Genomic DNA, 24,390 nt, shown 5'->3' on the forward strand with positions numbered 1-24,390 from the left:
CTTGACCGCCATCGACCCCACCGCCCACCTGACCGCGAACCAGATCGAGGAGCTTGGCCGCGAGCTGGACGCGATCCGCGACGAGGTGATCGCCGGCCGCGGCGAGAAAGACGCCGCCTACATCCGGAAGGTCATCTCTGCGCAGCGCAAGCTCGAGCTGGTCAGCAGGGGCGTGCTGCTGTTCTCGATCTTCCCGCCCGCGTGGCTGCTCGGCACCGCCGGCCTGTCCGTGGCGAAGATCATGGACAACATGGAGATCGGCCACAACATCCTGCACGGCCAGTGGGACTGGATGCGAGACCCGAAGATCCACTCCACCACCTGGGAATGGGACCACGTCTCGCCGGCCGACCAGTGGAAGCACTCGCACAACGAGCTGCACCACACGTACACCAACGTGATCGGCAAGGACAACGACCTCGGCTACGGCATCATGCGCGTCGACGAGGACCAGAAGTGGCACCCGTTCCACCTCGGCCAGCCGCTGTGGAACTTCATCAACGCCTGCTTCTTCGAGTACGGCATCGCCGCCTACGACCTGGAGCTCGGCAAGAACCTGCACAAACACCGCCGCAGGAACCCGGAGTTCCGTGCGCGGGCCAAGGCCGTGGGCCGCAAGATCCGCAAGCAGGTACTCAAGGACTACGTGCTCCACCCGATGCTGTCGGGCCCGTCGTTCCTCACCACGCTCGCCGCCACGTTCACAGCGAACCTGGTCCGCAACCTCTGGTCCCACTCGGTGATCATGTGCGGGCACTTCCCCGAGGGCGTACAGGTCTTCGAGCGCCGGTCGATCGAGGGCGAGACGCGTGGTCAGTGGTACCTGCGCCAGATGATGGGCTCGGCGAACATCAGCGGCAGCAGGGCCATGCACTTCATGACCGGCAATCTGTCGCACCAGATCGAGCACCACCTGTTCCCGGACCTGCCGAGCAACCGGTACGCCGAGGTAGCGGTGAAGGTGCGCGCACTGTTCGAGAAATACGAGCTGGAGTACGTCACCGGGCCGCTGCCCAAGCAGGTGTTCTCCGCGTGGCGCAAGGTCTTCCGGCTCTCGCTGCCGAACAAGAAGCTTGATGTCAAGACGCCGGACCGCGAGCAGGAGCTCATCGCCGCCTGATTGCCGGTATTGGTTCAGATCTCTCGGCCGAACCCGGCGGCACCGCCGGGTTCGGCCGGGTCCGTTGGCGCCTTGGTCTGCCACGCTCCTGCACGCCCTCGCCGAGGACAACCTCGCCGCGCCGCGCCCCGATCTGCTGCGCGCGATCGTCACGACGTTCGCCGACGCACTCATGTCCGCCGAGGCACGCCGTATCCGCGTTGAGCACAGCATCGCCCATGAGCGACACCATCCAGGCAGTCGCTGCACTGCTCTCTCACCAGCAGGCGCTCACACTCGCCGCCGATGAACCGAGTGGGAACACCACCCGTGTTCTGGTCGCGCTCCTACTTCGCCGGATCGTGCGGCGGCGCACCCCTCAGCATGGTCCGCCAGTACCTCGAGAGCCAGAAGCGGCCCACATGATCGCCACCGAAGAGACGCAGCGAACTCCGGCGCTGCACGCCTCCGGCCCAGGGATGCGTTTCCCCCGCACCGCTGAAGCCGGGGACACACGCAAGATCAGGGATGGTGGATCGCCGTCCTCGAATCGGTCAGGGGAACGCCCGTCCCTCCGCGCCGGGCCGCGACGATCTCCGCCGCGATGGACAGCGCAGTCTCCTCGGGAGTACGGGCGCCGAGGTCCAGGCCGATCGGCGACCTCAGCCGGGCCAGTTCATGCTCGGCCAGGCCAACTTGGCGCAGCCGCCGGGTGCGGTCCTCATGGGTGCGACGTGAGCCCATCGCGCCGACGAACGCGACCGGCATCCGCAGGGCCGACTCCAGCAGGGGGACGTCGAACTTGGCGTCGTGGGTGAGCACGCACAGGGCCGTCCGTCCGTCCGTCGCCGTGCGCCGCAGGTAACGGTCCGGCCAGTCGACGACGACGTCGTCGGCCTCGGGGAAGCGGGCCCGGGTGGCGAAGACGGAGCGGGCGTCGCACACGGTCACGTGGTAGCCGAGGAACTTGCCCGCGCGCACGAGCGCCGCGGCGAAGTCGATCGCGCCGAAGACGATCATGCGGGGCGGCGGTACGTTCGCCTCGACGAGCAGCGTGAGCCCGCCGGGGCAGCGCGAACCGTCCTCGGAGAGCCCGACCGTGCCGGTGCGCCCGGCGTCCAGCATGGCCCGGGCCTCGGCCGCCGCCGTCCGGTCCAGCTCCGGGTGCCCGCCGAGCCCGCCTTCGTGCGTTCCGTCCGGGCGTACGAGCAGGGCCGCACCGAGGAGCCCGGCCGGGCCCCGGGCGACCCGGACGACGGCGACCGGCTCGCCCCGGACGGCGGCCGACAACGCCTGCCGGAACACCGCTGCGGCGGGCGCGTCCGCGCGGACCGGCGTGATCATCACGTCGATGACCCCGCCGCAGGTCAGCCCGACGGCGAAGGCGTCCTCGTCGCTGTAGCCGAACCGCTCGAGGACGGTTTCGCCGTCCTCGAGCGCCTGGACGCACAGGTCGAACACCGCTCCTTCCACGCAGCCGCCGGAGACCGAGCCGATGACCGCGCCGGCGCGGTCGACCGCCAGGGCGGCCCCGGGGCCCCGGGGAGCGCTGCCCCCGACGGCCGCGACGGTGGCGACGGCGAAGTCCCGTCCCTCCTCCATCCAGCCGTTCAGCTCGGAGGCGATGTCAAGCATTCCGGCCCGCCATGAGGACGCGGTCGGGCCGGATGGGCAGGTTCCGGTGGCGGGTCCCCGTCGCGTGCCAGACCGCGTTGGCGACCGCCGCCGCGGCACCCACGAGGCCGACCTCGCCGATGCCCTTGATCCCGACCGGGTCGTCGGGGTCCGGGTCGTCGATCCAGTCCGCCTCGATGTGCGGCACGTCGGCGTTGACGGCGACGTGATAGCCCGCGAGGTCGGCGGCGTAGTGGCCACCCGAGGCCCGGTCCCGGACCGCCTCCTCGTGCAGGGCCATGGAGATGCCCCAGACCATTCCTCCGATGAACTGGCTACGGGCCGTCAGCGGGTTGATGATCCGGCCCGCCGCGAAGACTCCGAGCATGCGGCGCACGCGCACCTCGCCGGTGGCGGGGTCCACGGCGACCTCGGCGAACTGCGCTCCGAAGCTGTGCCGTTCCTTCTGCGCGAGGGCCGCGAGGGCCGCGGAGGTGTCCGACCGTACGGTGATGCCCTCCGGGGGGATGTGGGTGCCCGGCACGAGCCGCTCTCGCAGTACCCCGGCCGCGGCCGTGACGGCCCAGGACCAGGACCGGGTGCCCATCGAACCGCCGGCGATCCCAGCCGGCCCGAGATCGCTGTCCCCGATGCATACGTGGACGCGGTCCGGTTCCGTCCCCAGCGCGTCGGCGGCGACCAGGGTGAGCGCGGTCCTGGCGCCCGTTCCGATGTCCGTCGCGTTGATCCGTACGGTGAAGGTTCCGTCGGCCTCGGCCGTCACGGCCGCCGTGGACGGCAAGGCTCCGGCGGGGAAGGACGCCGCCGCCGTGCCGGTCCCGAGCAGCCAGCGCCCGTCGCGGCGCAGGCCGGGGCGCGGATCCCGGTCCGCCCAGTCGAACCTGCGGGCGCCCTCCCGGAAACAGGCGAGCAGATTGCGGCTGCTGAACGGCAGCCCGGAGACGGGACCCCGCTCGGGCTCGTTGCGCATCCGCAGCGTGATGGGGTCGATCCCGCACTTCTCGGCGAGTTCGTCGAGCGCCGACTCCACGGCGAACGACCCCGGTGCCTCACCCGGCGCACGCATGAACGTCGGCGTCGGCAGGTCGAGACGCACGACCCGGTTGGCCGTGTGGTGGGCGTCGGCGTCGTACATCACCCTGGCCACGCCGGCACACGGTTCGACGAACTGGTGCACGGTCGACGTGAGGCTCAAGGAACGGTGCTCCAGCGCGCGCAGCCGCCCGTCGGCGTCGGCGCCGAGCCTGATCCGCTGCGTCGTGGGGCTCCGGTAGCCGGTGAGGGAGAACATCTGCCGGCGTGTCATGACGACCCGGACCGGACGCTGGAGGACGGTCGCGGCCATCACGGCGGCCACCTGGTGCGCGCGGACGCCCTTGCTGCCGAAACCGCCGCCGACGTGTTCCGACCGTACTCGCACCGAGCCCGGGTCGAGCGAGAACAGGTTCGCCAACTCGGACGCGACCCAGGTGGTGCCCTGGTTGGAGTCGACGACCTCGAGCCGGCCCCCGTCCCAGCGGGCCGCCGCCGCGTGCGGCTCCATCATGCCGTGGTGCTCTTCGGGCGTGGTGTATTCCTCGTCCACGACGACGGCGGACGCGGCGAGTTCGGCGTCCAGGTCGCCCTTTTCCGCCACCCCCGGCATATGGCCGTCCACCGCGTAGGCGTCCGGACGGTCCGCGGAGAACGCGATGTCGTGCGGCTCCTGCTCGTAGTGCACCACGAGCGCCTCGGCGGCCTCCCTCGCCTGCTCCGAGGTCTCGGCGACGACCAGCGCGACCGGCCAGCCGAGGTACGGTACCCGGTCGTGCTGGAAGACGGCCACGGTCGGGTCCGGGGCTCCGAGCAGGCCGACGTAGTCGGTCTCGAGGCGCGGGGCGTTGTGATGGTGCAGCACGGTGAGAACGCCCGGCATCGCGAGAACGGCCTCCGTCTCGACCGACCGGATGCGACCGCGGGCGACGGTGGACAGCACGAGCCAGCCGTGGGCGAGGCCCGCGAAGGGGATCTCTCCGGCGTAGCGGGCCGCGCCGGTGACCTTCTCGCGACCCTCCACACGGGTGTGCGCGGTGCCGACGGAGCCCTTCGTCGCCGTAGTGCGGGATGTCGCGGTGGTCATCGGGCGGTCTCCTCGGCGAGTTCGGACAGGACGGCCACGACGAGGTTGCGCATCAGGGTGACCTTGTATCCGTTGTGGGGCAGCGGCTTCGCCACGGCCAGTTCGGCGTCCGCGGCGGCGGCGAACGTCTCCGGATCGGCCGGGGCCCCGGTCAGTACCCGCTCGGCCGTCCGGGCCCGCCAGGGTCGCGACGCGACGGCCCCGAAGGCGAGGCGCACGTCGTGCACGACGCCGTCCCGCACGTCCAGCGCGGCGGCGATCGATCCGATCGCAAAGGCGTACGAAGCCCGTTCGCGTACCTTCCGGTAACGCGAGCGCGCAGCGACCGGGGAGGGCGGCAGAGTGACGCCGGTGATCAGCGCGCCCGGTGGCAGCGCCGTCTCCAGGTGCGGGGTGCCGCCGACAGGCAGGTAGAACTCGGCGAGTGGCAACTCTCCCCCAGAGAGGGTGCCCCCAGGGCCGTCGGCGGTTTCGTACGCCACGACGGCGTCGAATGCGGTCAGGGCCACGGCCATGTCCGAGGGGTGTACGGCCACACAGCGGTCGGAGGCGCCCAGGATCGCGTGGTTGTGATGCTCACCTTCGGCAGCGGGGCAACCGCTGCCGGGTACACGCTTGTTGCAGGGTTTGGTGACGTCGGTGAAGTAGCCGCAGCGGGTGCGCTGCAGCAGATTCCCACCGACCGTGGCCATGTTGCGCAGTTGCCCGGAGGCGCCTGCCAGCACCGCCTGTGCGAGCGCCGGGTAGCGGCGCCGGATCTCGGGGTGGGCGGCCAGGTCCCCGTTGGTGACGGTCGCGCCGACGCGCAGACCGCCCTCGGGCGTCGTCTCGATCTCATCGAGAGGGAGTTCACGGATGTCAATGAGCCGGGCGGGTCGCTCGACGCCGATCTTCATGAGGTCGACGAGGTTGGTGCCGCCACCGAGGAAACGTGCGTCCGGATCGGCGCCGAGCAGTGCGACGGCGCCGGCGACGTCGTGCGCCCGCTGATAGCCGAACTCCCTCATGCCAGGGCCTCCTTCGCACGCGCTGCGGGATTCACGCGTCCCTCGCCCGTCCGGGATTCCGCCGCGCGGGCCACCGCCTCGACGATCGAGACGTACGCGCCGCAGCGGCACAGGTTGCCGCTCATCCGCTCCCGGATCTCGTCGGCGGTCAGGGCCGGCGGCCCCGCTTCGGGACGGACGTCTTCGGTGACGGCACTGGGCCAGCCCGCCGCGTGTTCCTCGATCACCCCGATCGCCGAACAGATCTGTCCGGGAGTGCAGTAGCCGCACTGAAAACCGTCCAGGTCCAAGAACGCCTGCTGTACGGGGTGCAACCGGTCGCCGTCGGCCACGCCTTCGATAGTGGTGATCTCACGGCCCTCGGCGGCGACGGCCAGTTGCAGGCAAGCGACGACCCGGCGCCCGTCGAGCAGCACGGTGCAGGCGCCGCATTGTCCCTGGTCACAGCCCTTCTTGGTGCCGGTGAGATCGAGACGCTCGCGCAGCGCGTCGAGCAGGGTGGTGCGATGTTCGACGGGCAGTGTGTACTTCTCGCCGTTGATCTTCAAGGTGATGACACTGGACGTCGATAAGGCCATGGGGTGCTTCTTTCGTGTTTTCCCGGACAGACGGGAGAGGGTTGGCAGCCGGAGTGCCGGGCGCGCGGAAAGTGCAGGCTTGCGGCTTCTCGGACCGAACAGTGGCAGTCGGCGGCTGCCACTGTGTCGGGTCCACAACTATGGTGAACGTAAGCGGACAGTCGTCCACTACAGGGAACCTAACGGACAGCTGTCCGCTTAGCAAGGTCGAGATTCGGTCGCGAACCATCGAGGAGGACGAGTGCCGCAGCAGAAGGACTCACCCCGGCGCTCGGATGCACAACGCAACCGCGAACGCATCCTGCAAGTGGCTCTCGCCGAACTGTCGCACTGCGCGGACACCCCCCTGAGCGCGATCGCCAAGAAGGCCGGCGTCGGACAGGGCACGCTCTACCGCAACTTCCCCAATCGCGAGTCACTCGTCCTCGAGATCTACCGCCACGAAATGCAGCAGGTCGCGGACTGCGCGGACCACCTTCTGGAAACCCGGGCGCCCGATGAGGCCTTGCGCGCCTGGATGGACCGGCTCTCCGTATTCGCCATGGCCAAGGCCGGACTGGCCGACGCGCTGCGGCAGGTGACCGGCACACCGGGCGGCCCGGCGAAGCCGTCCCCCACGCCGGTGGCCTCCGCGGCGGAACACCTGCTCCGCGCCAACGAGGAAGCCGGCACCATCCGGCCCGGAGTCACCGTGGACGACTTCCTCCTCGCCATCACAGGTCTGTGGCAGCTCGATCCGCACGACGACTGGCAATCACGGGCCACCCGGCTCTTCGACCTGGTCCTGGACGGCCTGCGTACAGGAGCACCCAACACCTGAGCGGCTGCGCTGATGGCACTGTCGGTGACTGTAGGCGCGGGCCAGCGGTCGTTGCGGGCCGCTGCGGCATCACTTCCCGATGCGCGCGCTCCCGTTCCGGCCGGGCTCCGCTCAGGAACATCACGCAGGCCCGTGGACCAGCACCACGTATGTCTCGCCCCTGTTCAACAGCATCGGTCGGCCGCTGACCGTGTACCGCGTTGCCGAGTTGTCCGTGGGCTTGGCCCACAGGCCGTGCCAGACCTGTCCGTTGCGATAGAAGTCGGCACGGCCGCTGCCGGTGGTGACGGAGAAGACCTCGTTGTCTGGGTGGCCGCCGTTGTAGTCCGTGTACTTGCCGCGCATGAGCCGGACGTGCTGGACGATGACGTTGACGGTGGTGAGCGAGGTCGACCGCCCGTCCACGGCGATGGTCCACCTCGAACCGCTCGCGGTGAAGACGAAAGAAGCGGCCGGCATGGCCGCGCGGACGCTGTCCGCAGGACTGCCGCCCGGCATGCTCGCCCCGAACCGGAAGCCCACGTCCCTCGCCTGGGACAGGTTCCGGTACCGGGAGAAGACCTGGGCCGGACGGACGTAGGTGGGCGAGGACCCGCCGTTGCTGAACAGGCCGCTGACCGGGGTGATGTTCTGCAGGTCAGCCCTGGCCAGGTCGGGAAGCAGACCGGAAATGGCGCCGCTGTAGGCGAAGCCGACATGCCCGTAGGCGGCGAGGACGGGGATGTCCGTCTGACGGGCGCTGCGCACAGGCCCGACCCGGCCGGGCACGTGGTTGCTGTCGAAGACCGCCAGGTACCGGCTGAGCCCGCCCTCGACCTGCTCGACGTAGACCACGTCCGCGGCGTTCAGGCCGACCTGCTGCGACTGGGCGGCACCCACGTTGTCGACCTTCACCGCCAGCACCCGCCCCGCCGCCCCGACCCCTGTAAGCGGGTTCGCGCCCCGGCTGGGTGAAATCGTCGGCGAAGGAGCCGTCTCCGTACCACTGCCCCAATGCAACGCCAGGAACAAGCCTGCCGCGACGATCGCGGCCAGGGCCGCCGCGATCCCCGCCTTGGCGGCGGCCGGGAGCCGGCGCAGCCGCGCCCTGAACTGTGTCTCCATCATGATCACCCCGATCGGTTGTGACGAGACGGCGGCCGCGGTGTGAGCGGCGGAGCACCACCCGGCACCGTGCCTGACGCCCTTGCCGGCGACTCGGCAGGCGCACCTGTTCGGCGACCGGCCTTCCGCCCCTCGGCAAGCCCCGTGACCGGCCATCCGGCCGACGACGAACCGACCGAGAGTCACCCCCGCGCGCCGTTGCGGTTCAGCCGCAGCGGCTCACCTCACACCGCAACCCGCTCACCCCACACGGATCGACAGCTCATCGACCCAATCCCGCAGTCCGCTCCCCCACCCGCGACATACTGCATGAGAAGAGGCGAGGCGTGACGCCGGTGACTGGCTTCCCGGTCGGCTGACCACCTACCGGGAGCCCCCGTTGGCCGTGCCGCTCCGGCCGATGGTGTCGTGCGGCCTCACGTCCGGCAATGCCCTGGCTAGAGAGGGTGGCCGTGCCTGCCACCCGGATCGTGTGGCCGCTGGGCAGAGGTGCCGAGCTGGGCGGCATCCAGGCCGTCGCCGCCTCGGTGTTCGGCGGTGCTCTGGGGCGGTCACGCCTGGGCGCAGGTGCCACAGGAGTGGGAGGCGGAACTGCTGTCCGCCGGGGACAGGTAAAGAGTCTTCCCGGACCCGCCGACGAATGTCCGGTCGAGGGAGACGATGCGCGCCTGCAACGCGCCGGAGCCGCCGACAGCGGGTCTCCGGTTTCCTGACGTATGCGAGGAGCCCCACAAGGCGCTCGTCGCGCCGGAGCCCTGCGTCCTACGGCGAGGTTCGGGGCGGCGCTCGCCGCCACGGCAGTCCCGGCGGTGCGGTTCATGACATTCGACTCCCCACAAAGCCCCCTGCCACGAAATATGCGGTAGGGCCGGCCCACCGCCCGCCACAGGGACAGGTCTACAGTTCGATACGTGCGGCATTCCGTCTGATTTCACTTATCGCCACATTTCGCATGAGGTATGTACGGCATACCGTCGGCCTACCACGCCTCGCGCACATCCCGGCCATGCCAGGCCCCGCCTGGTCACTTGATCACGGAAGGGGTCACTTTTCATCGACCGACAGGGGTCGCGGTTCACGGGGCAGACGTTGGCCGAGTTGGCAGGTGGTCTCCGGCTATGTGACCGCGTGTGGCGGGGAGTTGGAGCTGTGGCGCCGGCGGTGGGAGCAACTCCGCCCCGCAACCGACGGGGAACCACCCGCCATACTGCCTCCGGCTGTACCGCCGACCTCGCCGTCGGAGGCCACCCCGGCGTCGCAAGCCGAGCGGGAGCCGAAACCCGTCCCCGCAACCGGTGTCTCCGATCGGCCCGCCGTTGGCCGCCGTCCGCTGACGGCGCTCTGGCGACGCGTGGCGCGGGCCGGCCGACGGGCCTGGGCAGTGCCGCCGCAGTGCTGCTCGCCGCGCTGAGCGGGGCGTCCGGCGCTCGGCAAACGGTGTTCGCCGGATCGGCGTCGCCGCACGCGGCCGCCGCCCTGGCAGAGGGTGCGCCTACCCCTATGCGTCGGCGCGACACGCTGACCCTGAGGCCCGGGCAGGTGGCCGACCTGGACTCGATGGCCGCGGACTGGGACGTACGGCCCGAGCCGGGACCCGTCACGGCGGACATCTGGTTCGGCGCCTAGGACCACGCCCTGCACGGCGTGGCGGACAACGACATCGCCGTGCGCACGCGAGCAGGACTACGGAGTGACGCTCGCCGGTAAAGGCATCCGTCCCGGACAGGTCGTGTGCGCTCTCACAGCCGCCCGTCGCGTGGCCGAACTCCGGGTGAAAGCCGTTCCGCGCACGGCATCCGGCGAGCCACGCGAGATCTTGTTCGACGTCACCGTGTGGGTGCCGCCGCACCGGACCTAACCAGACGGATGGCTGAGCCGACCTCTTCGCTTGACGGACTGCGAACTCGCCTGTCCCGCCATCCCTCTGCTTCCCGCCTCGATGAGGGCGGCCTCCACACCGGGCCGCCGGTGTTCGGCTCGGTGTGGAGGCCCCGAAGGTTGATGAACGCGGCCGAGGCGGCCGGGCCGCGGGGGGTGGTGGACTTCAACGGTGCTCGGGTCGGCACGGACAGCCGGTCGCTGCGGTCGGTGTCGGCTGACTCGTTTTCGGTGCCGCTGCGGCTCTGGACGCCACTGGCACGGCTCTGGGCCTGGGAAGGATCACCCGGTGACCAGGGTCCAGTGCATGTCGTGGAGGGTCTTTCCGATGGGCACGTAGTAGACACCGGCCAGGCACCAGGGTGTCCTGCGATGACCGTCGAGCACGGTGTCGGGGTTGTACGCAGGCGGGCAGGTGACGGTCCGGTCGAGGGCGGTGATGATTCCGCGTGCCTCATCGGCTGTGTGGTTGCGGACGCTGGCGAAGACCGGGCCGCCACTGTCGCCGTTGACGGCTGCGACACCGCCAGGCGTGGCGGAGGTGGCATAGGCGAGGTCGACGTCGGGGCGGTAGATGCCGTTGGGCCCGGTAACGCCGATGTCGGTCTGGGCAATGCGCACACCGCAGTGCACGCCGCCGTTGGCGCCGTCGGTGCACACGTAGTCGCCGACGTTGTTGTGCCCCCAGCCTGTGACGGGCTTGGCGTAGCCGTCGGAACGGCTTGCCGGGCCGTCGTAGAGGCGGCCGCTCACGCGCTTTGAGGGCAGCTTGATGCCGACCACGTCGTCTTGCGGGGAGCGCTGGGTGGTGTCGGTGGTGCCGATGAGGTCGCCGCCCCACCAGGTGGTCCACCGGCCTTCAGGGCCGGGGCCGCAGTGGTAGGCCGATGTCAGCATGTACTGGCCCTGAGCGTTCTTCACGCCGTAAGAGCCGGAGCAGATTCCGCCAAGTGGGTTCTTCAGCGCCGAGGCTCCGGTCCAGGGCGAGGTGTCATGCTGCCGGGAGGACAGATCCACGCTCTGCAGCCGGTGGAGCGCGGCGACGTGCACTCCCGACAGGCGGCCGGCTGCCATGGCGACCTGCTGCAACGTCTTGCCGTGTCCGCTCGTCAGGAGACTCCTCGCCGTGCGGGCGGCGTTGTCGTAGCCGACCTCCAGGCCGCTGCCGTCCACCGCCGGTGCGATGCTGGTGACGCGGACAGGGTCCGCCGTCCCGTCGACTCGCAGCTTCATGGAGGCCAAGCTGGTCAGCAACTTCACGCGGGCCGCGTGGAGTTCGGCCCTGGAATAGCGGGCGGGGTCGACCTCGGCGGACACTCCGTGAGGGAGGTGGGCGAGGATACTCTTGACCCGCTGGGGCGGGGCGCCTTTCCAGTACAGGCGCAGGTGGTTATGGTCGGGGTCGACCTCCACCTCAGCAAAGCCGGGTATGTGCGCCCGGCCGGACTCGGAGAGCCCTTCGGTGATGCGGCCGGCAACGGCGTCGAGGACCTGCTGGCGTTCGTCGATCCGCGCGGCTGCCTGTGTGGCCGGCGTAGGAGAGGCGCCAGCGAGTGAGGGGATGATAAACGGGACTGCGGCGGCCAGAGCCGCGGCCGGCAGCACGAATGCCACCCATCTGTGACGTGCAGCGTGTTTCATATGCCGCTGTCTTTCTGCTGGAGCCGTTGTGACGCGGACATGCTCCTACGGCAGGCACGTCAAACAAAATTGTGATCAGGCGGGCGAGGGAAGGTTCCTCCTGATGCGAAGCCGCCGCCTCGTGCGGGACTTCGAACGGTCCATCGGCAGCGCGGAGGCGATGGTCTACTGGTCGATGACCGCGCTCATGACCCGTCGCCTGGCCAAGGGACGGCCTTCGCGACCGTGAACCGCCCGGTGCCGGCTCGGCCAGCCACCCGCGCGCCGTCAGCCGCTTCGCCTTCGACCGCAACGCCTCGATCTTCGCGGGCACCAGGTCCAGACCGAAGCAGCCGCCCATCTCCTGGCACGTCAGCGGACCTTGACCGAGACGGCCCCGTCCGCGAAAGCCTGCACGATGCGCTGACAGTCCGCCGACTGTGCCGACCAAGCCAGACCCGCACGCCACACCGGCACCACTGACTTCGACTTCGCCGCCTCCGAAGATGCAGGCTGCACCGGCAATTCACCCCGATCCGACGGGTCCTTGGCGACGTCCGGGCCGACGGTGCCCCCTTCGCTCGGGGACAGCACCTCGCCGACGCGTGAACGGGCGATAATCCACTCGTTCCACTCCCGCTCGGCCGCGACCAGCTCGGCCTGGATCGGGTCCGCCTCCTCCCGCAGCGCGTCCACACGACGGCGAGCGGTCCGTTCACGCTGTTCCAGCAGCCACACGGCCGACGGCATCCACGACCTCCAGCAGAGCGACAATCGGACTTTGAAACAGCCCAGCGTTCACCGGAGTTTCGTTGCATCCGTGACGGTCCGACTCGCGTTCCTCGCACCTCCGCGACCCGCGGACTCGCATGATCACCGGGACCTTGAAACCCTCTGCAGGTATCACACCGCAGAACGCATCGCTGGGAAACGGGCAGATCCGAGTTGTTGTAACGGTCGCGCAGGAGCAAACCTGGGACGTGCTTCCGATGCCTCCGTTGGTCCGTTCGGCGACGGCGCGCGTTTGCCCAGCTGGGCGGCGCGGATCGCGGCGACGTAGCCACCGAGTACCGCCACGTCGAACCGGTCGCCCTGCTCGTCCACCATCGCTGCCTCCTTCTCGGGGCTCGTGCCGCCGCCGCGGTTGTGGGCCACATCCCGGGTGCGTGTCGGCCCCAGCCAGAGTTTCCTGCTTCGTCGCCGACGGCGAACAGCCGGGTCTCCTGGGAGCAGGACTCCGTCAAGTTCCGTGATTGCGTGGAAAGTTGACGATCAGCTGATATGGGCGGATAGCGGAGCAGGCACGGCGGTTCGTGACTATTGTGGTGTCGAAACCAGATGATCACGAGAATGTCCCGTGCCTGCTGTTGCATCGTCCCCTGTCCCTGGCGTGCTGGAGAAACTGGGGCCGCTGGATGCGGACCGGATCGCTGACCTGCGCCCGAGGGGCCGCAAGCCGGGTCACCGCAGGGGTGAGGCTGGGGTGGGGATGACGCGGGTGATGACGGACTTCTCGGGGATCAGCAGGCCGTAGACGGCCGGGCCGATCTCGTTCTTCCAGCGGTCGTGCTCGTACACGGCCTCGTACAGGGCCTGGCTCTGGGTCTCGTCCTCGAACCGGCGGATCCACACGTAGCCGTCCTCGTCCTGGTCGTCGACGAAGGAGGCGGTCACGTCCATGCCCAGCGAGGCCTGGAACGGGATGACCACGTCCTCCATGTAGCGCACCCATTCCTCGCGGCGTCCGGGCTGGGCCTGGTAGCGGCGGATCTCGTAGTACATGGTGCTGCTCCTGACTGCTTGCAGGGAAGGTCAGTCGGTCACGGTGAGGACGACCTTGCCGCGGGTGCGGCCGGCCTGGACGTGGGCGTGGGCCGTGCCGACCTGGTCCAGCGGGAAGGTCTCCTCCACCTCGACGGCGACCTCGCCGGCGTCGATCAGGCCGGCGATCGTGGTCAGCGCGGGACCGTCCGGCTCGACCAGGTACGGGGTGACGCGCACGCCGGCTGCCTCGGCGGCCTGGGCCAGTTCCGGGGAGACGCCGGCCGGGATGGCGACCAGCAGGCCGCCCGGGCGCAGGACCTTCAGCGAGCGGGTGCTGGTCTGGTCGTGGGCGTCGCCCACCAGGTCGATGACGACGTCGACGTCCTTGACGACGTCCTCGAAGCGGGTGGTGGTGTAGTCGATGGTCTCGTCGGCGCCGAGTTCCTTGAGCCAGGGGTGGCGTGCGGCGCTGGCGGTGGCGATCACGTGGGCGCCCAGGTGCCGGGCGAACTGGACCGCGAAGTGGCCCACCCCGCCGGCGGCGGCCGTGATCAGGACGCGCTGGCCGGCCTGGACGTGGGCGGTGTCGAGCACGGTCTGCCAGGCGGTCAGCGCCGCCAGCGGCACGGCGGCCGCGTGCACGTGGTCGAGGGTGGCCGGCTTGCGGGCCCACTGGCGGGCCGGGGCGGTGACGTACTCGGCGTAGCCGCCGGCGGGGCGCGGGAACCACGGCATGCCGTAGACCTCGTCGCCGACCTTCAGGGTGGTGACGCCGAAGCCGACCTCCTCGACGACACCGGAGATGTCCCAGCCCAGGACCAGCGGGAGCGTCTGCAGCCCCGCCATGCCCTGACCCTCGCGGGTCTTCCAGTCCACCGGGTTGATCCCGGCGGCATGCACCCTTACCAGCACCTCGGTCGGCAGCGGCACCGGGCGCGCGACCTCCTCGAGGGTCAGCACCTCCGCTCCGCCGAACTCCGTGACGGTGACGGCCCGCATCGTGTGCTCACTCATGTTGTCCTCGCTCATGTCCGTCTCACTGTTTCTCGGTTGCTTGTGCCGGGACCGCGGTCCCGGCACAAGCAACAGTGGCCTGTGCCCGCAGCGGCGGGTGAGTGGCTGGGAGGACATCTGTCGTACCATTCCAGCCATGACGCATCGTGTTGTCGTTCTCGCCCTCGACGCCGTCCAGCCGCTGGACCTGGGCATCCCGGCCCGGGTGTTCAACGAAGCCTGTGAACCGGACGGGACCCGTCTGTACTCGGTCGTCACCTGCTCCCTCGGCGGCCGGCCGGTACGCACACACGAGGACTACCGGATCGTCGTCGACCACGACGAGTCGGCGCTGGAGAGCGCGGACACCGTCGTTCTGGCCACGCAGGAGCCCAGCGAGCAGCTGCTCGCGACCGGCACGCTCCCCCAGGAACTCGCCGCGGCGCTGGACCGGATAGGGCCGCACACCCGCATCGTCAGCCTGTGCACCTCGGCCTTCCTCCTTGCGGCGGCCGGTCTGCTGGACGGCCAGCGGGCCACCACCCACTGGGCGCTGTGTGACGAGCTGGCGCGGCTGTTCCCCGACATCGACGTCGATCCGGACGTCCTGTTCGTCGACAACGGACGCATCCTGACGTCCGCCGGCGGAGCGGCCGGCATCGACCTGTGCCTGCACCTGGTCCGCCTGGACCACGGCGCGGCGGTGGCCTCGGCCGCCGCCCGGCGCTGCGTGGTGGCGCCGTGGCGCGAGGGCGGGCAGGCCCAGTTCATCGAGCACCCGGTTCCGCAGGACACCGACCGCTCCACCTCGGCGACCCGGCAGTGGGCGCTGGACCGGCTGGCCGAGCCGGTCACACTGGGCGACATGGCCCGCCACGCCCACATGAGCGAGCGCACCTTCACCCGGCGGTTCCGCAGCGAGGTGGGCAGCAGCCCGCTCAAGTGGCTGGCGCAGCAGCGGCTGGCACACGCGCGCCTGCTGCTGGAGTCCACCGACCTGACCGTCGCACGGATCGCCACCGTCTGCGGCTTCGGCGACCCCGTCGCCCTGCGCAAGCACTTCCACACGTACCTGGGCCTGTCACCCCTGGCCTACCGTCGCGCCCACAACGCGCCGGAGCCGGTGATGGCACGGTGACCTGCGGCTCTGCCGTGTGCTCGGAGTCTCCCGCTCGGGCCACTACCGGCACGTGGCCACCGGACAGGCCCGTACCGAGCGCCAGGCTGAGGAGAAGCGGACCGTGAGCGAGATCCCCGGCATCCACGCCGAACACCAGGGCGCCTACGGCGCCCCGCGCGTCCATGCCGAGCTGCGTGCGAGAGGACACAGGATCAACCGCAAGCGCGCCACCCGGCTGATGCGGATCAACCACATCGTCGGCCGGCGCCTACGCAAGAAGAAGCGACGACGATCGCGGACAGGAGCGCGCCGCCGCGCCGGACCTGGTCATGCAACCGGCTGGGGAAGCCGCCCCGGTGAGCGTGATCGTGCGGGCGGGCAGGCCCTCGTTGGCCACGCCTGTTCGGTCTGCGCGGCCAGGTGGCGGTGCCGGATCGCGCCCTCGTGCGCGTGGAGCAGGCTGAGGGACTCGCCCTTGTTGAGCCGTCGGGCGAGCCACCTGACGGTAGGTCTCGTCTGCCAGACAGCGGGCGCCGTAGATCGCGCGGCGACCACAGAGCGCTTACCATGCTTGGCGATACATCGTGACGCGTTATATCCTCTCACGGAGGTCGACGGGGAGGGGAATCGTGGCGTCCGAGACCGATCCGGCCGTACTCGTGTTGGCGAGTCTGGCCGGCGAGCCCAGGCACGGTTACGCGATCACTCAGGACATCGCGAACTCGGTCGGTGTTGTCCTCGGCCCCGGCACCCTGTACGGGGTACTGGCCCGTTTGGAAGCTGACGGGCTGATCGAGGCGCTGCCCGCGCAGGGGCGTCGCCGCCCCTACCGGATCACCGGTCTCGGCCAGCGCACGCTGGCCGAACAGGCGGAACAGATGCAGCGGGTGGCCGATCTGGGGCTACGCCGGCTCCGGGCCGCAGGGGCCACGCCGTGAAAATCCCGAACGCCGCCGAGGACAGGGCCGACTGGCGGGTGCGCGTGCTGGTCGGGTTGTATCCGCCCGTGTGGCGGCACCGCTACGCCACGGAGTTCGCGGCCCTGCTGGAGGACAGTGGCGTCGGGGTTCGGCAGGTGGTCGACGTCGCGGCCGCGGCGGTGCGCGTCTGGGCCCGTCCCAGCACGCACCTGCACGACCGGAACGGACGGATGTGCACCACCATCGCGGTGACCCTGTGCGCGTGGACGGCGCTGGCGGCCGGTGCCGTCCTGTTCGCCAAGACCACTCGGGACGGGGCCTGGTACGTCACCAGGCACACCGACCCGGCGGCAGGGTGGTACAACGTCTACGCGCTGGCCTCGGCCACCTCGGCGCTGGCCATCACGGTCGGCTGGCTGCCCCCGGTGGCCGCCGTTCTCCGTGCCCCGCAGTGCCATCACGGACGCCGCCGCGCCCGCCTGCTGTTGCTCGCCCCACCGGTCGCCGTATCGGCCTTCCTGGGCGCTGCGGCGGTTCTCCGGCTGATCACCCACGGGGTGGGTGTCGGCCCCACCGGATTTCTGGTCCTGGTCGGGTTCGGACTGTTCTCCGGTGCCGTCTTCGCCGCCGGACCGGCCGCCGCGCTGCGGTACGTCACGCCGAGCGGTGCGGGGCTACGCGTCGCCACCCTGGCCGGCGCGGTCGCCACGACACTCATGGCGGTGGCCGTTACCGCCAGCGTCGGCTGGGGCCTTATCACCTCCGCCGACCGGCCCGGGTTTACGGCACTGACCGGCTACGGCACGGTCATGGCGGTCACGCTGGTGATCGCGGCGACCTCCTCCGCACGCGGCCTGCGGGCCGCCATCGCACGTACCCGGGGCAGCGTCGATGCGCACTGACCGTCGGTGGCTACGGCGAACCCTGAAGACCCTGCTCGTCCTGGCGATCGTGCTGGTGGTGACGCTCGGCAGCTACATCGGCTACGTGGCCGTCCGGCAGGGGCAGCAGGTCACCCTGCCCGCCCCGACCGGCCGTTATCCAGTCGGCCGGACCACGGCCGACTGGACCGACCACGCCCGCACCGATCCACTCGCCCCGCACCCGGGCATGCCGCGGGAGCTGTCCGCGTGGTTGTGGTACCCGGCCGCACCGGCCCCCGGTGCGCCACCCGCGCCCTACGCCCCGGGCGCCTGGTCGGGACTGCACATGGGCGGCCTGCCCGGGCTGGGCGAGACCAGTTTCGACGACATCCGGGTGCACGCCGTCGCCGACGCCCCCGTCGCCGCCGGCCGGTTCCCCGTGGTGGTGCTCGAACCCGGGTTGGGTCTGGCCGCGCCGCAGTACACCACGCTCGCGGAGAACCTGGCCAGCCACGGATACCTGATCGCCGGGATCACCCCCACCTACAGCGCGAACCTGACCGTGCTGAACGGACGGCCGGTGAACGCGACACCCGCCGGTAACCCGCAGGACTCCGACACTACTGCCATGCGCCCGGCCAACGACCGGCTGGTCAGCGTCTGGGCGGCCGACGACCGCTTCGCCGCAACCCGTCTCGCCGCGCTGGACGCCACCGGCCGGTTCGCCAGGCACGTCGACGTGGCCACCACCATGTACCTGGGCCACTCCTTCGGCGGAGCCGCCGCACTGCAAGCCTGCCACGACGACCCGCACTGCGCCGGCGCAGCCGACCTGGACGGAACCCAGTTCGGCACGGTCGTCCACTACGGACTCGGCAAACCGATGATGCTGCTGGCCAGCCAAAGCTCCTGCATCGCCGGAACCTGCCGACCGAGCAATGCCGACGAGCAATCCCAACGCGACGCCGCCCGCGCCTTGCTGGCAGCCAGCACCGGGCCCGTCTGGAGTTACCGGCTCAACGGGGCCGAGCACTTCAACTTCAGCGACTACGGCGCCTACTACCTGGCCGCACCGATTCGGTCTGTGGTCGGGCTCGGGTCGATCGACAGCGACGACGCGCTGACCATCACCAACGCCTACCTGGCCGCGTTCGTCGACCATGTGGCCCGCGGCCTGCCGGAACCGCTGCTGGCCCGCCGGTCCTCGCCGTACCGCCAGGTGGAGGTACAGCGCACCGCGTCGTGAGCATGTGCACAGGAGTTTGGAATTCCGTGCAGCCGACTGTGCGACATCCCGTGAGTTCCCTGAGCCGCCCCGCGCGCAGGAAGCGCTTGGGGAGCTTGGGAGCTCACGTCTCAACGCCCTTGTACAGGTCGAGCAGGCATACGACGCCCCCAACCAGGCGACCATCCAGAACGGCTCCGTCAACGGCTACGCCGCCTACAGGGTGGCCGACTCGGTGACCACGCACGAGGCGTGGGGCCTCGGCAGCTACTGCAACTACAACGTCGACGCGACCATCGTCCAGCACAACGGCTTCGCCGCCACGACCACACCGGGCGTGAAATTCCACGGCCTCCTGGTCATCTCCCTCGGCGGTAACGGCCAGTACGAGCACGTCATCAACGACACCGGCGCCCCTGCATCAGGCACATCGACCATCCCGTTCAACGTGGTCTCCTACCGTTCCTAAACAGTGTGCAGGAGTGACATTTGCTGTCAGCTCCTGGAACTGCGCGCGTCCCGAACGGTGTTGGATGCACTGGTCTGCCGCGTTCGCTGTGTCCCGGTCCGGCTGCGTGCATCGTGTGCACGCTCCGTGACGGGTGGGCGGGTTTCCTCACGCCCTCGTGCGCCTGGTCTGGCCTGGGCGGTCCGATGCCCCGCAGCATCGCTCTGGTACTGCGGGGGCGGTGCCGTCCGTCGCCGGATCGGGTGCCCGAGGGCGCGTCGCCCGATCGCGATGCCAGCGGCATCGTGACGGGACATTTTTCGTTTCTTCGAGGTGAGGGGCTTCTTCCAGTGCTGATCGCCCCACATCGATGTGTACGCCGGGTCCACGGCAACGATCGACAGGCCGTGTGCGGACGCCATGGACACCAGCCGGGCCTTGAGCTTGCCGGTGGGGATGCCGGAGATGATCTGCCTGAAGCGCTTACGTCTGCCGTGCTTCTCGCGGGTCTTCTCGGTGGCGAAGTCCAGATTCTCCAGGCCGATGGCTTTGACGCCGCACCGGTCTGCCCAGTGCAGCAACTGGCTGATGGCGTGCCGGACCTGGGCGTCACGGTGCTCTGCGCGGCCGGACAGGTCGTAGAAGAACCGCTTGGGGTCGCCGACCGGGTTGCCGTGCCGGTCGAGCCGGTAGGCGGCGAAGTGGTCGGCGTTGGTGTCCACACCGACCATGCCCTCAGACCGCGCCGTCTGAAGCGGGATCGTCTGGACAACGGGCCGTGTCCACGACGCTGTCAGGTACCAGCGGCCCCGCTCCATGTCCAGGTGGATGCGGTAGGCCACGGCCCGGTTGTCTTCGATCCGGTCGCGCCAGTCACCTCCCCTGTGCTGGAACTGCACGCGGGTGGCGAGGACGTACCGACCGTGCTTGCTGTTGGCCAAGTGGGCGAGCGGGGCGGGCAGCTTGATGCTGACCTCGCCATCCGGTGTGACGCGGATGGTCTCGTTGCCGAAGCGTTTGCCCAACTCGCCATCGGCGGCGAGGAACCACCGTTCGGCTTCCCACCGCTCACGCCACTGCTCGGCGGTGAGCTGGGCGGCTTCGAGGTTGTGACGGTTGTTGAGGAGGCGCCGGCCGCCGCGCACGACGTGCACGACACCGGTCTCACGCTCAGCGCGGGCCACGTCCAGGCGGTGTTCCAGGGTCGTCAGACGGCGCGACTTCTGGAACCACTCGGCCCGACTGCGGTATCCGCCGGGTGCCCGTTTGGTGCCCTTCTCCCCGATCGGCTGGGAGAGACGGTGCATCAGCGTCCGCACACCAGCCTCAAGCCCTTGGATGTGGGCGAGCTGGCAGCGGCGGGAAAGCGCCCACTGATCGTGAGTGGCCTTCGTGATCGAACCGGCCCACCGGGATGAGGAATCGGCCGTCAGGCTCTGCTTCCGGGCGGCCCACATGTCGCTGTTGTGGTCCAGGCCGTCAGCGCAGCGGTTCTTGATGTCCAGCGAGGCAAGGCGTCCGAGGTGTTCACCGACCAACCGCAACACCTTGTCGTCCACGTCGGTGAGGTGCTTGAGGCGGTCGCGTATCGCCACCCCGGACGGCCCGAGCGCGACGAACGGCGCGTCGATGGTGCGGAGCTTCTTCTTCGGCTCACTCATCGGCAGCCGCCGCTTCGAGAGCCTTCCTCGCCCGGGTCTTCGCCGACCGGCGGCCGTACAGGCGGGCGCAGAACGACGTCAGCACCTCCACCATGTCCCGGACCAGGTCGTCTTCAACTTCGCCGTCATCAAGGACGACGAGTCGGCGACCAGTCGCGGACAGGGCGGCCTCGATCAGCTCCACATTCATCCGTCCGAGGCGGTCTTTGTGCTCGACCACAACCGTGGTCACCGCCGGGTCGGCCAGCAGCCGCTTCGCCTTCGCGCGGCAGCCGTTCATGCCCGAGGCGATCTCGGATTCGATCCGCACGACCTTCTGCCCGGCCTTTGCCGCCCATGCCGACAGGCGAGCGGTCTGCCGCTCCAGGTCCGGCTTCTGATCGTGCGAGGAGACGCGGGCATACAGACCTACACCGCCGGTCACGGAGGGTGAGGTGTTCGCATCGATGTTCACCAGGATCGTGCGCGGTCCCACGCGTTCCGCAGGTACCGGCAATGTGCCCTCACGGAACCAGCGATACGCGGTACGCGGGGCGATCCCCTGCGCGCGTGCCATTCCGTCAGGTTCATACGCAAGACCGTACAACACCGTGACATCTAAAAGACACTCATGGACACTTATGTGAGAGCAGTTTATGACCCCTGGGACGCCACCCGTTGAGGACTGGATCAGAATGCGGTTCCAGGGCTCGGGAGTGACGGCATGTCAGTTCGCGTTGACGGCCCGCCCAGGCCTATGGAAGCTGGACACCGGACCAGGCATCCACTTCGCACTGTCTGTCGGCATTGTTGCCTGCGGTCACGACTGTTCCGTTGGCACGCAGACCGAGGGTGTGCGTTGAACCGGCCGCCACCGCGACAATGTCGCGCCAATCGCCGACTTCGCACTGCCCGTAGCCGTTGTCTCCCACCGCGAGAACCCGCCCGGACGCTGTGACCCCGACGGTGTGGTAGCTGCCCGCACTCAGCGCCACCACGTCTTCCCACTCATCGACCTCGCACGCCCCGGTTGCCCGCTCTCCGGTCGCTACTGCCCGCCCGTCGCGTCTGAGGCCGACGGTATGGAGATACCCGGCCGAGACGGCGGCCAGGTCACGCCACCCTTCAACGTCGCACTGCCCTCGTCGGTTGTTCCCCGCGGCCAGTGCAGAACCGTCCGACCGGACGCCGACCGAGTGCCAGTCACCACACGAGAGGACGACCATCTCGCGCCAGGACTGCACGTCGCACTGTCCTTCTGAACTCCGGCCAGCTGCCAGCACCCGGCCACTGGCGAGTAGCCCGAGCGTGCGGCGCCAGCCCGCGGCGACGGCCGTGACGCCTCGCCATCCGGTGACATCACACTGCCCATCGCCATTCCACCCCGTTGCCAGCACCGTGCCGTCCGACCGGAGTCCCACCGTATGAGACCTGCCCGTGTTCGTCGCGGTATGGACGTTGCCGGCTGCCACCGCGACGACGTCTTCCCATCGCTCGACACGACACTCAGCGGCTGCGTTATTGCCCACGGCGAGAACGGTTCCGTCCCCGCGCCGTCCGACCGAGTGACGTCTTCCGGCCGCCATCGCCGACAAGCCAGTGCCCATGTGCGCCTCCTTGTGCTCGGCGCGCGTTCGCGACACGGGCGCCACCTTACGTTGGCCCGGAATCAGAGCAGGGTCCTCAGCCGTCGCCAGCAGATGGCGGCACAACCGAGGGTGATGAAGGCGCGGTGGATGTCGTCGCGGATCTCCCAGCGGATGCGTTGCCGGCGCAACCAGTGCAGTAGTGCAGTGGCTCCTTCCACGACCCAGCGGTGTACACCGAGGCCCGAGCCGTGGTCGGTGCCGCGTCGGGCGACGGCGGGGTGATTTCGAACCGCTGGGCCTGGTCGCGGTAGCTCTCATGGTCGGAGCCGCGGTCGGCGTATAGATGCTTCGGGCGGCGCAGGTCTTGGCCGGGTTTGCCTCGGATCGGCGGGACGGCTCGGATCGGCGGGATCAGCTGGGTCACGTCGTTGCGGTTGCCGTCGGTCAGCGTGGCGGCCAGCGGGATGCCGAGCAGGCGTGGGACAGCGGATCCGCCGGGCACTGCAACGGACACGGTGCGCCCCTCGCGACAGAGCCCGTCCACGCAGTCGCACAAGCGGTCGGTACGTCCAGGGCCCCCGGGACCACTCCTCGCCGACTGGGCCAGGCAGGACTCCGCCTCACTCTGGATGGGCCAGGATCAGTTCCAGCAGGCCTGTCAGAGTGTCGATCTGCTCGGGGTCGAGGGCATCAAGGAGTGCGGCCCGGACGGTACGGACATGACAGGGCGCCGCCCGTTCGAGCAACTCGGCTCCCTCCTTGGTGAGTTCCACCATGATGACGCGGGCGTCGTCTGCCGAGGAGCCCCGTCGGACGACTCCGAGGCGTTCCAGACGGTCGACCTGGTGGGTGAGCCGGGTCCGGGGGATCTGGGCGACGTCGGAGATGGTCGACATGCGTGCCGCACGACCGGGCGACCGCGAGAGCAGCGCAAGGATCGCGTATTCGTTGTGGGAGATGCCCGCATCCCGCCGGATCTGTTCGCTGACGCGGCGTTCGATGCGCCAGCTCGCATCGATCCAGGCCTGCCACAGTCGCCCCTCCGCCGGAGACAGCCAGGGTTCCTCCTGCTCCACGATCGGCTTCCTCCATGTATTCCAACGTTGGAGTACATGCTATCGTCCCCCCAAATAGTCCAATCTTGGCCTATTGAGGTTCCTGCGCCTCGCGCAACGGAAAGGACGAAACACCCATGAAACTCTCTCGTGCTTCCCTCGCCGTCATCCCGCTGGTTCTCGCTCTGGGCGCGGGGACGACCGCCGCCTTCGGCGCCTCAAGCGGTGCCACCGCAGCGCAGCCGGCCACTCAGGCCGCTCATGACCGCTCCCGGACCCGCGTCGAGACCGACGCCGTCCTTCCCAGCGTCGGTCGGACCTGGCTGGCGGATTTCGGCGACCACACCGCCTTCGGCCCGTTCGCTGCGGACATCACGTTCACCTCCGCGACCCAACTGAGCTTCGTCATCACCAAGGGGGCGCTACAAGGGGCGACGGACACCGTCACCTACACCACCACCAGGATCCGGCCCGGCCTCTATCTGCTGCGCTGGCACGAGCCCAAGTCAGGCGCCTACGTCACCCACGTCGAGGACTACAGCCACCACACCGTCGTGTCCAGTATCGTCGCCGGAACCCAGTTCGTGCAGATGGACGGCAGCCTCACCAGGGTCAAGTGACCCGGTGTCAGCACTGTCCACGTCATCACGTGACGGACGAGGGGGCAGGTCACCATCTTCCCCTCGGACCTGAACAACCTGGCGCGGCTGGTCCCGGAGACACCTGGGACGGTGGGCTGCTGGTGCAGTTGTGCGGCTTCGATGCGCTCGCGGACGCCTTCGGCGTAGGTGAGCCAGGTGGAGACGCCAGCGGTGCGGGTGTCGGCGTACGGCCTCTGGTCCCCAGTTGCGTACGGGCGAACGTCCCCGGCGGTTAGGCCACTTCGGTCTCTCGCTCGATGGCCTTGAGGCGG

22 protein-coding genes and 5 pseudogenes are annotated in these 24,390 nt (G+C 69.6%); 12 read left to right on the forward strand and 15 right to left on the reverse strand.

Annotation, left to right across the window (positions count from 1 at the left end; translation table 11 throughout):
• Position 1 precedes the first annotated feature (1 nt).
• Both ACIRVK_RS38980 and ACIRVK_RS38985 read left to right on the forward strand, forming a co-directional pair.
• A complete protein-coding gene (locus ACIRVK_RS38980; RefSeq protein ID WP_404255804.1) occupies positions 2 to 1,120 on the forward strand; it encodes a fatty acid desaturase family protein in 1,119 nt (372 codons plus the stop codon).
• A gap of 288 nt (positions 1,121 to 1,408) precedes the next feature.
• A pseudogene (locus ACIRVK_RS38985) lies at positions 1,409 to 1,525 on the forward strand (transposase); the annotation flags it as partial.
• 96 nt (positions 1,526 to 1,621) lie between these two features.
• On the opposite strand, the gene ACIRVK_RS38990 reads toward ACIRVK_RS38985, so the two are convergent.
• The 4 genes from ACIRVK_RS38990 to ACIRVK_RS39005 are packed head-to-tail and all read right to left on the reverse strand — an operon-like array spanning position 1,622 to position 6,438.
• Positions 1,622 to 2,734, reverse strand: coding sequence for an XdhC family protein (locus tag ACIRVK_RS38990; protein ID WP_404255806.1), 1,113 nt, complete (start codon positions 2,732 to 2,734; stop codon positions 1,622 to 1,624).
• A complete protein-coding gene (locus tag ACIRVK_RS38995) occupies positions 2,727 to 4,853 on the reverse strand; it encodes a xanthine dehydrogenase family protein molybdopterin-binding subunit (protein WP_404255808.1) in 2,127 nt (708 codons plus the stop codon). Before ACIRVK_RS38995 ends, ACIRVK_RS38990 begins: the two co-directional genes overlap by 8 nt.
• Complete coding sequence (locus tag ACIRVK_RS39000; protein ID WP_404255810.1) at positions 4,850 to 5,860, reverse strand: FAD binding domain-containing protein; 1,011 nt, start codon at positions 5,858 to 5,860, stop codon at positions 4,850 to 4,852. Before ACIRVK_RS39000 ends, ACIRVK_RS38995 begins: the two co-directional genes overlap by 4 nt.
• The gene (locus tag ACIRVK_RS39005) at positions 5,857 to 6,438 is read right to left on the reverse strand and encodes a (2Fe-2S)-binding protein (RefSeq protein ID WP_404255812.1); all 582 of its coding nucleotides are present in this window, start codon (positions 6,436 to 6,438) and stop codon (positions 5,857 to 5,859) included. The genes ACIRVK_RS39000 and ACIRVK_RS39005 overlap by 4 nt, the downstream gene beginning before the upstream one ends.
• A 241-nt stretch (positions 6,439 to 6,679) precedes the next feature.
• On the opposite strand from ACIRVK_RS39005, the gene ACIRVK_RS39010 reads away from it, so the two are divergent.
• Positions 6,680 to 7,258 carry a TetR/AcrR family transcriptional regulator gene (locus tag ACIRVK_RS39010; RefSeq protein ID WP_404255814.1) on the forward strand — a complete coding sequence of 193 codons (579 nt, stop codon included), beginning with the start codon at positions 6,680 to 6,682 and terminating at the stop codon, positions 7,256 to 7,258.
• 120 nt (positions 7,259 to 7,378) lie between these two features.
• Here ACIRVK_RS39010 and ACIRVK_RS39015 read toward each other — a convergent pair whose 3' ends face one another.
• Positions 7,379 to 8,365: a DUF3048 domain-containing protein gene (locus tag ACIRVK_RS39015; protein ID WP_404255816.1), complete on the reverse strand. Its 987-nt coding sequence runs from the start codon at positions 8,363 to 8,365 to the stop codon at positions 7,379 to 7,381.
• A 1,497-nt stretch (positions 8,366 to 9,862) separates the two neighbouring features.
• On the opposite strand from ACIRVK_RS39015, the gene ACIRVK_RS39020 reads away from it, so the two are divergent.
• The gene (locus tag ACIRVK_RS39020; RefSeq protein WP_404255818.1) at positions 9,863 to 9,988 is read left to right on the forward strand and encodes a hypothetical protein; all 126 of its coding nucleotides are present in this window, start codon (positions 9,863 to 9,865) and stop codon (positions 9,986 to 9,988) included.
• A gap of 534 nt (positions 9,989 to 10,522) precedes the next feature.
• On the opposite strand, the gene ACIRVK_RS39025 is transcribed toward ACIRVK_RS39020, so the two are convergent.
• Positions 10,523 to 11,854 carry a hypothetical protein gene (locus tag ACIRVK_RS39025; RefSeq protein ID WP_404255820.1) on the reverse strand — a complete coding sequence of 444 codons (1,332 nt, stop codon included), beginning with the start codon at positions 11,852 to 11,854 and terminating at the stop codon, positions 10,523 to 10,525.
• A gap of 130 nt (positions 11,855 to 11,984) precedes the next feature.
• Between ACIRVK_RS39025 and ACIRVK_RS39030 the strand changes: the two genes are divergently transcribed.
• Positions 11,985 to 12,110 (forward strand): hypothetical protein, encoded by a 126-nt coding sequence (locus ACIRVK_RS39030; protein ID WP_404255843.1) that lies wholly within the window; start codon positions 11,985 to 11,987, stop codon positions 12,108 to 12,110.
• Here ACIRVK_RS39030 and ACIRVK_RS39035 read toward each other — a convergent pair.
• From ACIRVK_RS39035 to ACIRVK_RS39050, 4 genes and pseudogenes are all read right to left on the reverse strand, one after another.
• Positions 12,067 to 12,610 (reverse strand): annotated as a pseudogene (locus ACIRVK_RS39035) (hypothetical protein). The gene ACIRVK_RS39030 and the pseudogene ACIRVK_RS39035 sit on opposite strands and share 44 nt — an antisense overlap.
• Positions 12,611 to 12,763: 153 nt before the next feature.
• On the reverse strand, positions 12,764 to 12,967 hold the full coding sequence (locus ACIRVK_RS39040; protein ID WP_404255845.1) for a hypothetical protein: 204 nt from the start codon (positions 12,965 to 12,967) through the stop codon (positions 12,764 to 12,766).
• A 354-nt stretch (positions 12,968 to 13,321) separates the two neighbouring features.
• Positions 13,322 to 13,642, reverse strand: a complete 321-nt coding sequence (locus ACIRVK_RS39045) for an NIPSNAP family protein (RefSeq protein ID WP_404255822.1) — start codon at positions 13,640 to 13,642, stop codon at positions 13,322 to 13,324.
• A gap of 30 nt (positions 13,643 to 13,672) precedes the next feature.
• Positions 13,673 to 14,638, reverse strand: coding sequence for an NADP-dependent oxidoreductase (locus tag ACIRVK_RS39050; RefSeq protein WP_404255841.1), 966 nt, complete (start codon positions 14,636 to 14,638; stop codon positions 13,673 to 13,675).
• Between the two features lie 136 nt (positions 14,639 to 14,774).
• Here ACIRVK_RS39050 and ACIRVK_RS39055 point away from each other — a divergent pair, with 136 nt between their 5' ends.
• The 6 genes and pseudogenes from ACIRVK_RS39055 to ACIRVK_RS39080 form a co-directional block, all read left to right on the forward strand.
• On the forward strand, positions 14,775 to 15,755 hold the full coding sequence (locus ACIRVK_RS39055; RefSeq protein ID WP_404255824.1) for a GlxA family transcriptional regulator: 981 nt from the start codon (positions 14,775 to 14,777) through the stop codon (positions 15,753 to 15,755).
• Positions 15,751 to 16,072 (forward strand): annotated as a pseudogene (locus tag ACIRVK_RS39060) (IS3 family transposase); the annotation flags it as partial. The gene ACIRVK_RS39055 and the pseudogene ACIRVK_RS39060, both read left to right, overlap by 5 nt.
• A gap of 294 nt (positions 16,073 to 16,366) precedes the next feature.
• Positions 16,367 to 16,675 carry a PadR family transcriptional regulator gene (locus ACIRVK_RS39065; protein WP_404255826.1) on the forward strand — a complete coding sequence of 103 codons (309 nt, stop codon included), beginning with the start codon at positions 16,367 to 16,369 and terminating at the stop codon, positions 16,673 to 16,675.
• Positions 16,672 to 17,559 (forward strand): hypothetical protein, encoded by an 888-nt coding sequence (locus tag ACIRVK_RS39070; protein ID WP_404255827.1) that lies wholly within the window; start codon positions 16,672 to 16,674, stop codon positions 17,557 to 17,559. Before ACIRVK_RS39065 ends, ACIRVK_RS39070 begins: the two co-directional genes overlap by 4 nt.
• On the forward strand, positions 17,549 to 18,766 hold the full coding sequence (locus ACIRVK_RS39075; protein WP_404255829.1) for an alpha/beta hydrolase: 1,218 nt from the start codon (positions 17,549 to 17,551) through the stop codon (positions 18,764 to 18,766). The genes ACIRVK_RS39070 and ACIRVK_RS39075 overlap by 11 nt, the downstream gene beginning before the upstream one ends.
• A 124-nt stretch (positions 18,767 to 18,890) precedes the next feature.
• Positions 18,891 to 19,214, forward strand: a pseudogene (locus ACIRVK_RS39080) (coagulation factor 5/8 type domain-containing protein); the annotation flags it as partial.
• A 26-nt stretch (positions 19,215 to 19,240) separates the two neighbouring features.
• Here ACIRVK_RS39080 and ACIRVK_RS39085 read toward each other — a convergent pair.
• The 5 genes and pseudogenes from ACIRVK_RS39085 to ACIRVK_RS39105 form a co-directional block, all read right to left on the reverse strand.
• Positions 19,241 to 20,854, reverse strand: a complete 1,614-nt coding sequence (locus tag ACIRVK_RS39085) for an IS200/IS605 family accessory protein TnpB-related protein (RefSeq protein WP_404255831.1) — start codon at positions 20,852 to 20,854, stop codon at positions 19,241 to 19,243.
• On the reverse strand, positions 20,847 to 21,410 hold the full coding sequence (locus ACIRVK_RS39090; protein WP_404255833.1) for an IS607 family transposase: 564 nt from the start codon (positions 21,408 to 21,410) through the stop codon (positions 20,847 to 20,849). Before ACIRVK_RS39090 ends, ACIRVK_RS39085 begins: the two co-directional genes overlap by 8 nt.
• 178 nt (positions 21,411 to 21,588) lie before the next feature.
• Complete coding sequence (locus ACIRVK_RS39095; RefSeq protein WP_404255835.1) at positions 21,589 to 22,440, reverse strand: RCC1 domain-containing protein; 852 nt, start codon at positions 22,438 to 22,440, stop codon at positions 21,589 to 21,591.
• Positions 22,441 to 22,502: 62 nt separating this feature from the next.
• Positions 22,503 to 22,891 (reverse strand): annotated as a pseudogene (locus tag ACIRVK_RS39100) (transposase); the annotation flags it as partial.
• Positions 22,892 to 23,042: 151 nt separating this feature from the next.
• Positions 23,043 to 23,498 (reverse strand): MarR family winged helix-turn-helix transcriptional regulator, encoded by a 456-nt coding sequence (locus tag ACIRVK_RS39105; RefSeq protein ID WP_404255837.1) that lies wholly within the window; start codon positions 23,496 to 23,498, stop codon positions 23,043 to 23,045.
• A gap of 116 nt (positions 23,499 to 23,614) precedes the next feature.
• On the opposite strand from ACIRVK_RS39105, the gene ACIRVK_RS39110 reads away from it, so the two are divergent.
• On the forward strand, positions 23,615 to 24,097 hold the full coding sequence (locus ACIRVK_RS39110; RefSeq protein ID WP_404255839.1) for a MoaF-related domain-containing protein: 483 nt from the start codon (positions 23,615 to 23,617) through the stop codon (positions 24,095 to 24,097).
• The last annotated feature ends 293 nt before the right edge of the window (positions 24,098 to 24,390 follow it).

The organism is Streptomyces sp. NPDC101152 (genome assembly GCF_044768275.1).
Classification (GTDB): Bacteria; Actinomycetota; Actinomycetes; order Streptomycetales; family Streptomycetaceae; genus Streptomyces.

Coding starts and splice junctions, on each gene's coding strand:
- ACIRVK_RS38990 (WP_404255806.1), bottom strand. CDS start 2,734: ATGCTTGACATCGCCTCCGAGCTGAACGGCTGGATGGAGGAGGGACGG.
- ACIRVK_RS38995 (WP_404255808.1), bottom strand. CDS start 4,853: ATGACCACCGCGACATCCCGCACTACGGCGACGAAGGGCTCCGTCGGC.
- ACIRVK_RS39000 (WP_404255810.1), bottom strand. CDS start 5,860: ATGAGGGAGTTCGGCTATCAGCGGGCGCACGACGTCGCCGGCGCCGTC.
- ACIRVK_RS39005 (WP_404255812.1), bottom strand. CDS start 6,438: ATGGCCTTATCGACGTCCAGTGTCATCACCTTGAAGATCAACGGCGAG.
- ACIRVK_RS39015 (WP_404255816.1), bottom strand. CDS start 8,365: ATGATGGAGACACAGTTCAGGGCGCGGCTGCGCCGGCTCCCGGCCGCC.
- ACIRVK_RS39020 (WP_404255818.1), top strand. CDS start 9,863: ATGCGTCGGCGCGACACGCTGACCCTGAGGCCCGGGCAGGTGGCCGAC.
- ACIRVK_RS39030 (WP_404255843.1), top strand. CDS start 11,985: ATGCGAAGCCGCCGCCTCGTGCGGGACTTCGAACGGTCCATCGGCAGC.
- ACIRVK_RS39040 (WP_404255845.1), bottom strand. CDS start 12,967: ATGGTGGACGAGCAGGGCGACCGGTTCGACGTGGCGGTACTCGGTGGC.
- ACIRVK_RS39045 (WP_404255822.1), bottom strand. CDS start 13,642: ATGTACTACGAGATCCGCCGCTACCAGGCCCAGCCCGGACGCCGCGAG.
- ACIRVK_RS39050 (WP_404255841.1), bottom strand. CDS start 14,638: ATGAGTGAGCACACGATGCGGGCCGTCACCGTCACGGAGTTCGGCGGA.
- ACIRVK_RS39055 (WP_404255824.1), top strand. CDS start 14,775: ATGACGCATCGTGTTGTCGTTCTCGCCCTCGACGCCGTCCAGCCGCTG.
- ACIRVK_RS39075 (WP_404255829.1), top strand. CDS start 17,549: ATGCGCACTGACCGTCGGTGGCTACGGCGAACCCTGAAGACCCTGCTC.
- ACIRVK_RS39085 (WP_404255831.1), bottom strand. CDS start 20,854: ATGAGTGAGCCGAAGAAGAAGCTCCGCACCATCGACGCGCCGTTCGTC.
- ACIRVK_RS39090 (WP_404255833.1), bottom strand. CDS start 21,410: ATGGCACGCGCGCAGGGGATCGCCCCGCGTACCGCGTATCGCTGGTTC.
- ACIRVK_RS39095 (WP_404255835.1), bottom strand. CDS start 22,440: ATGGGCACTGGCTTGTCGGCGATGGCGGCCGGAAGACGTCACTCGGTC.
- ACIRVK_RS39110 (WP_404255839.1), top strand. CDS start 23,615: ATGAAACTCTCTCGTGCTTCCCTCGCCGTCATCCCGCTGGTTCTCGCT.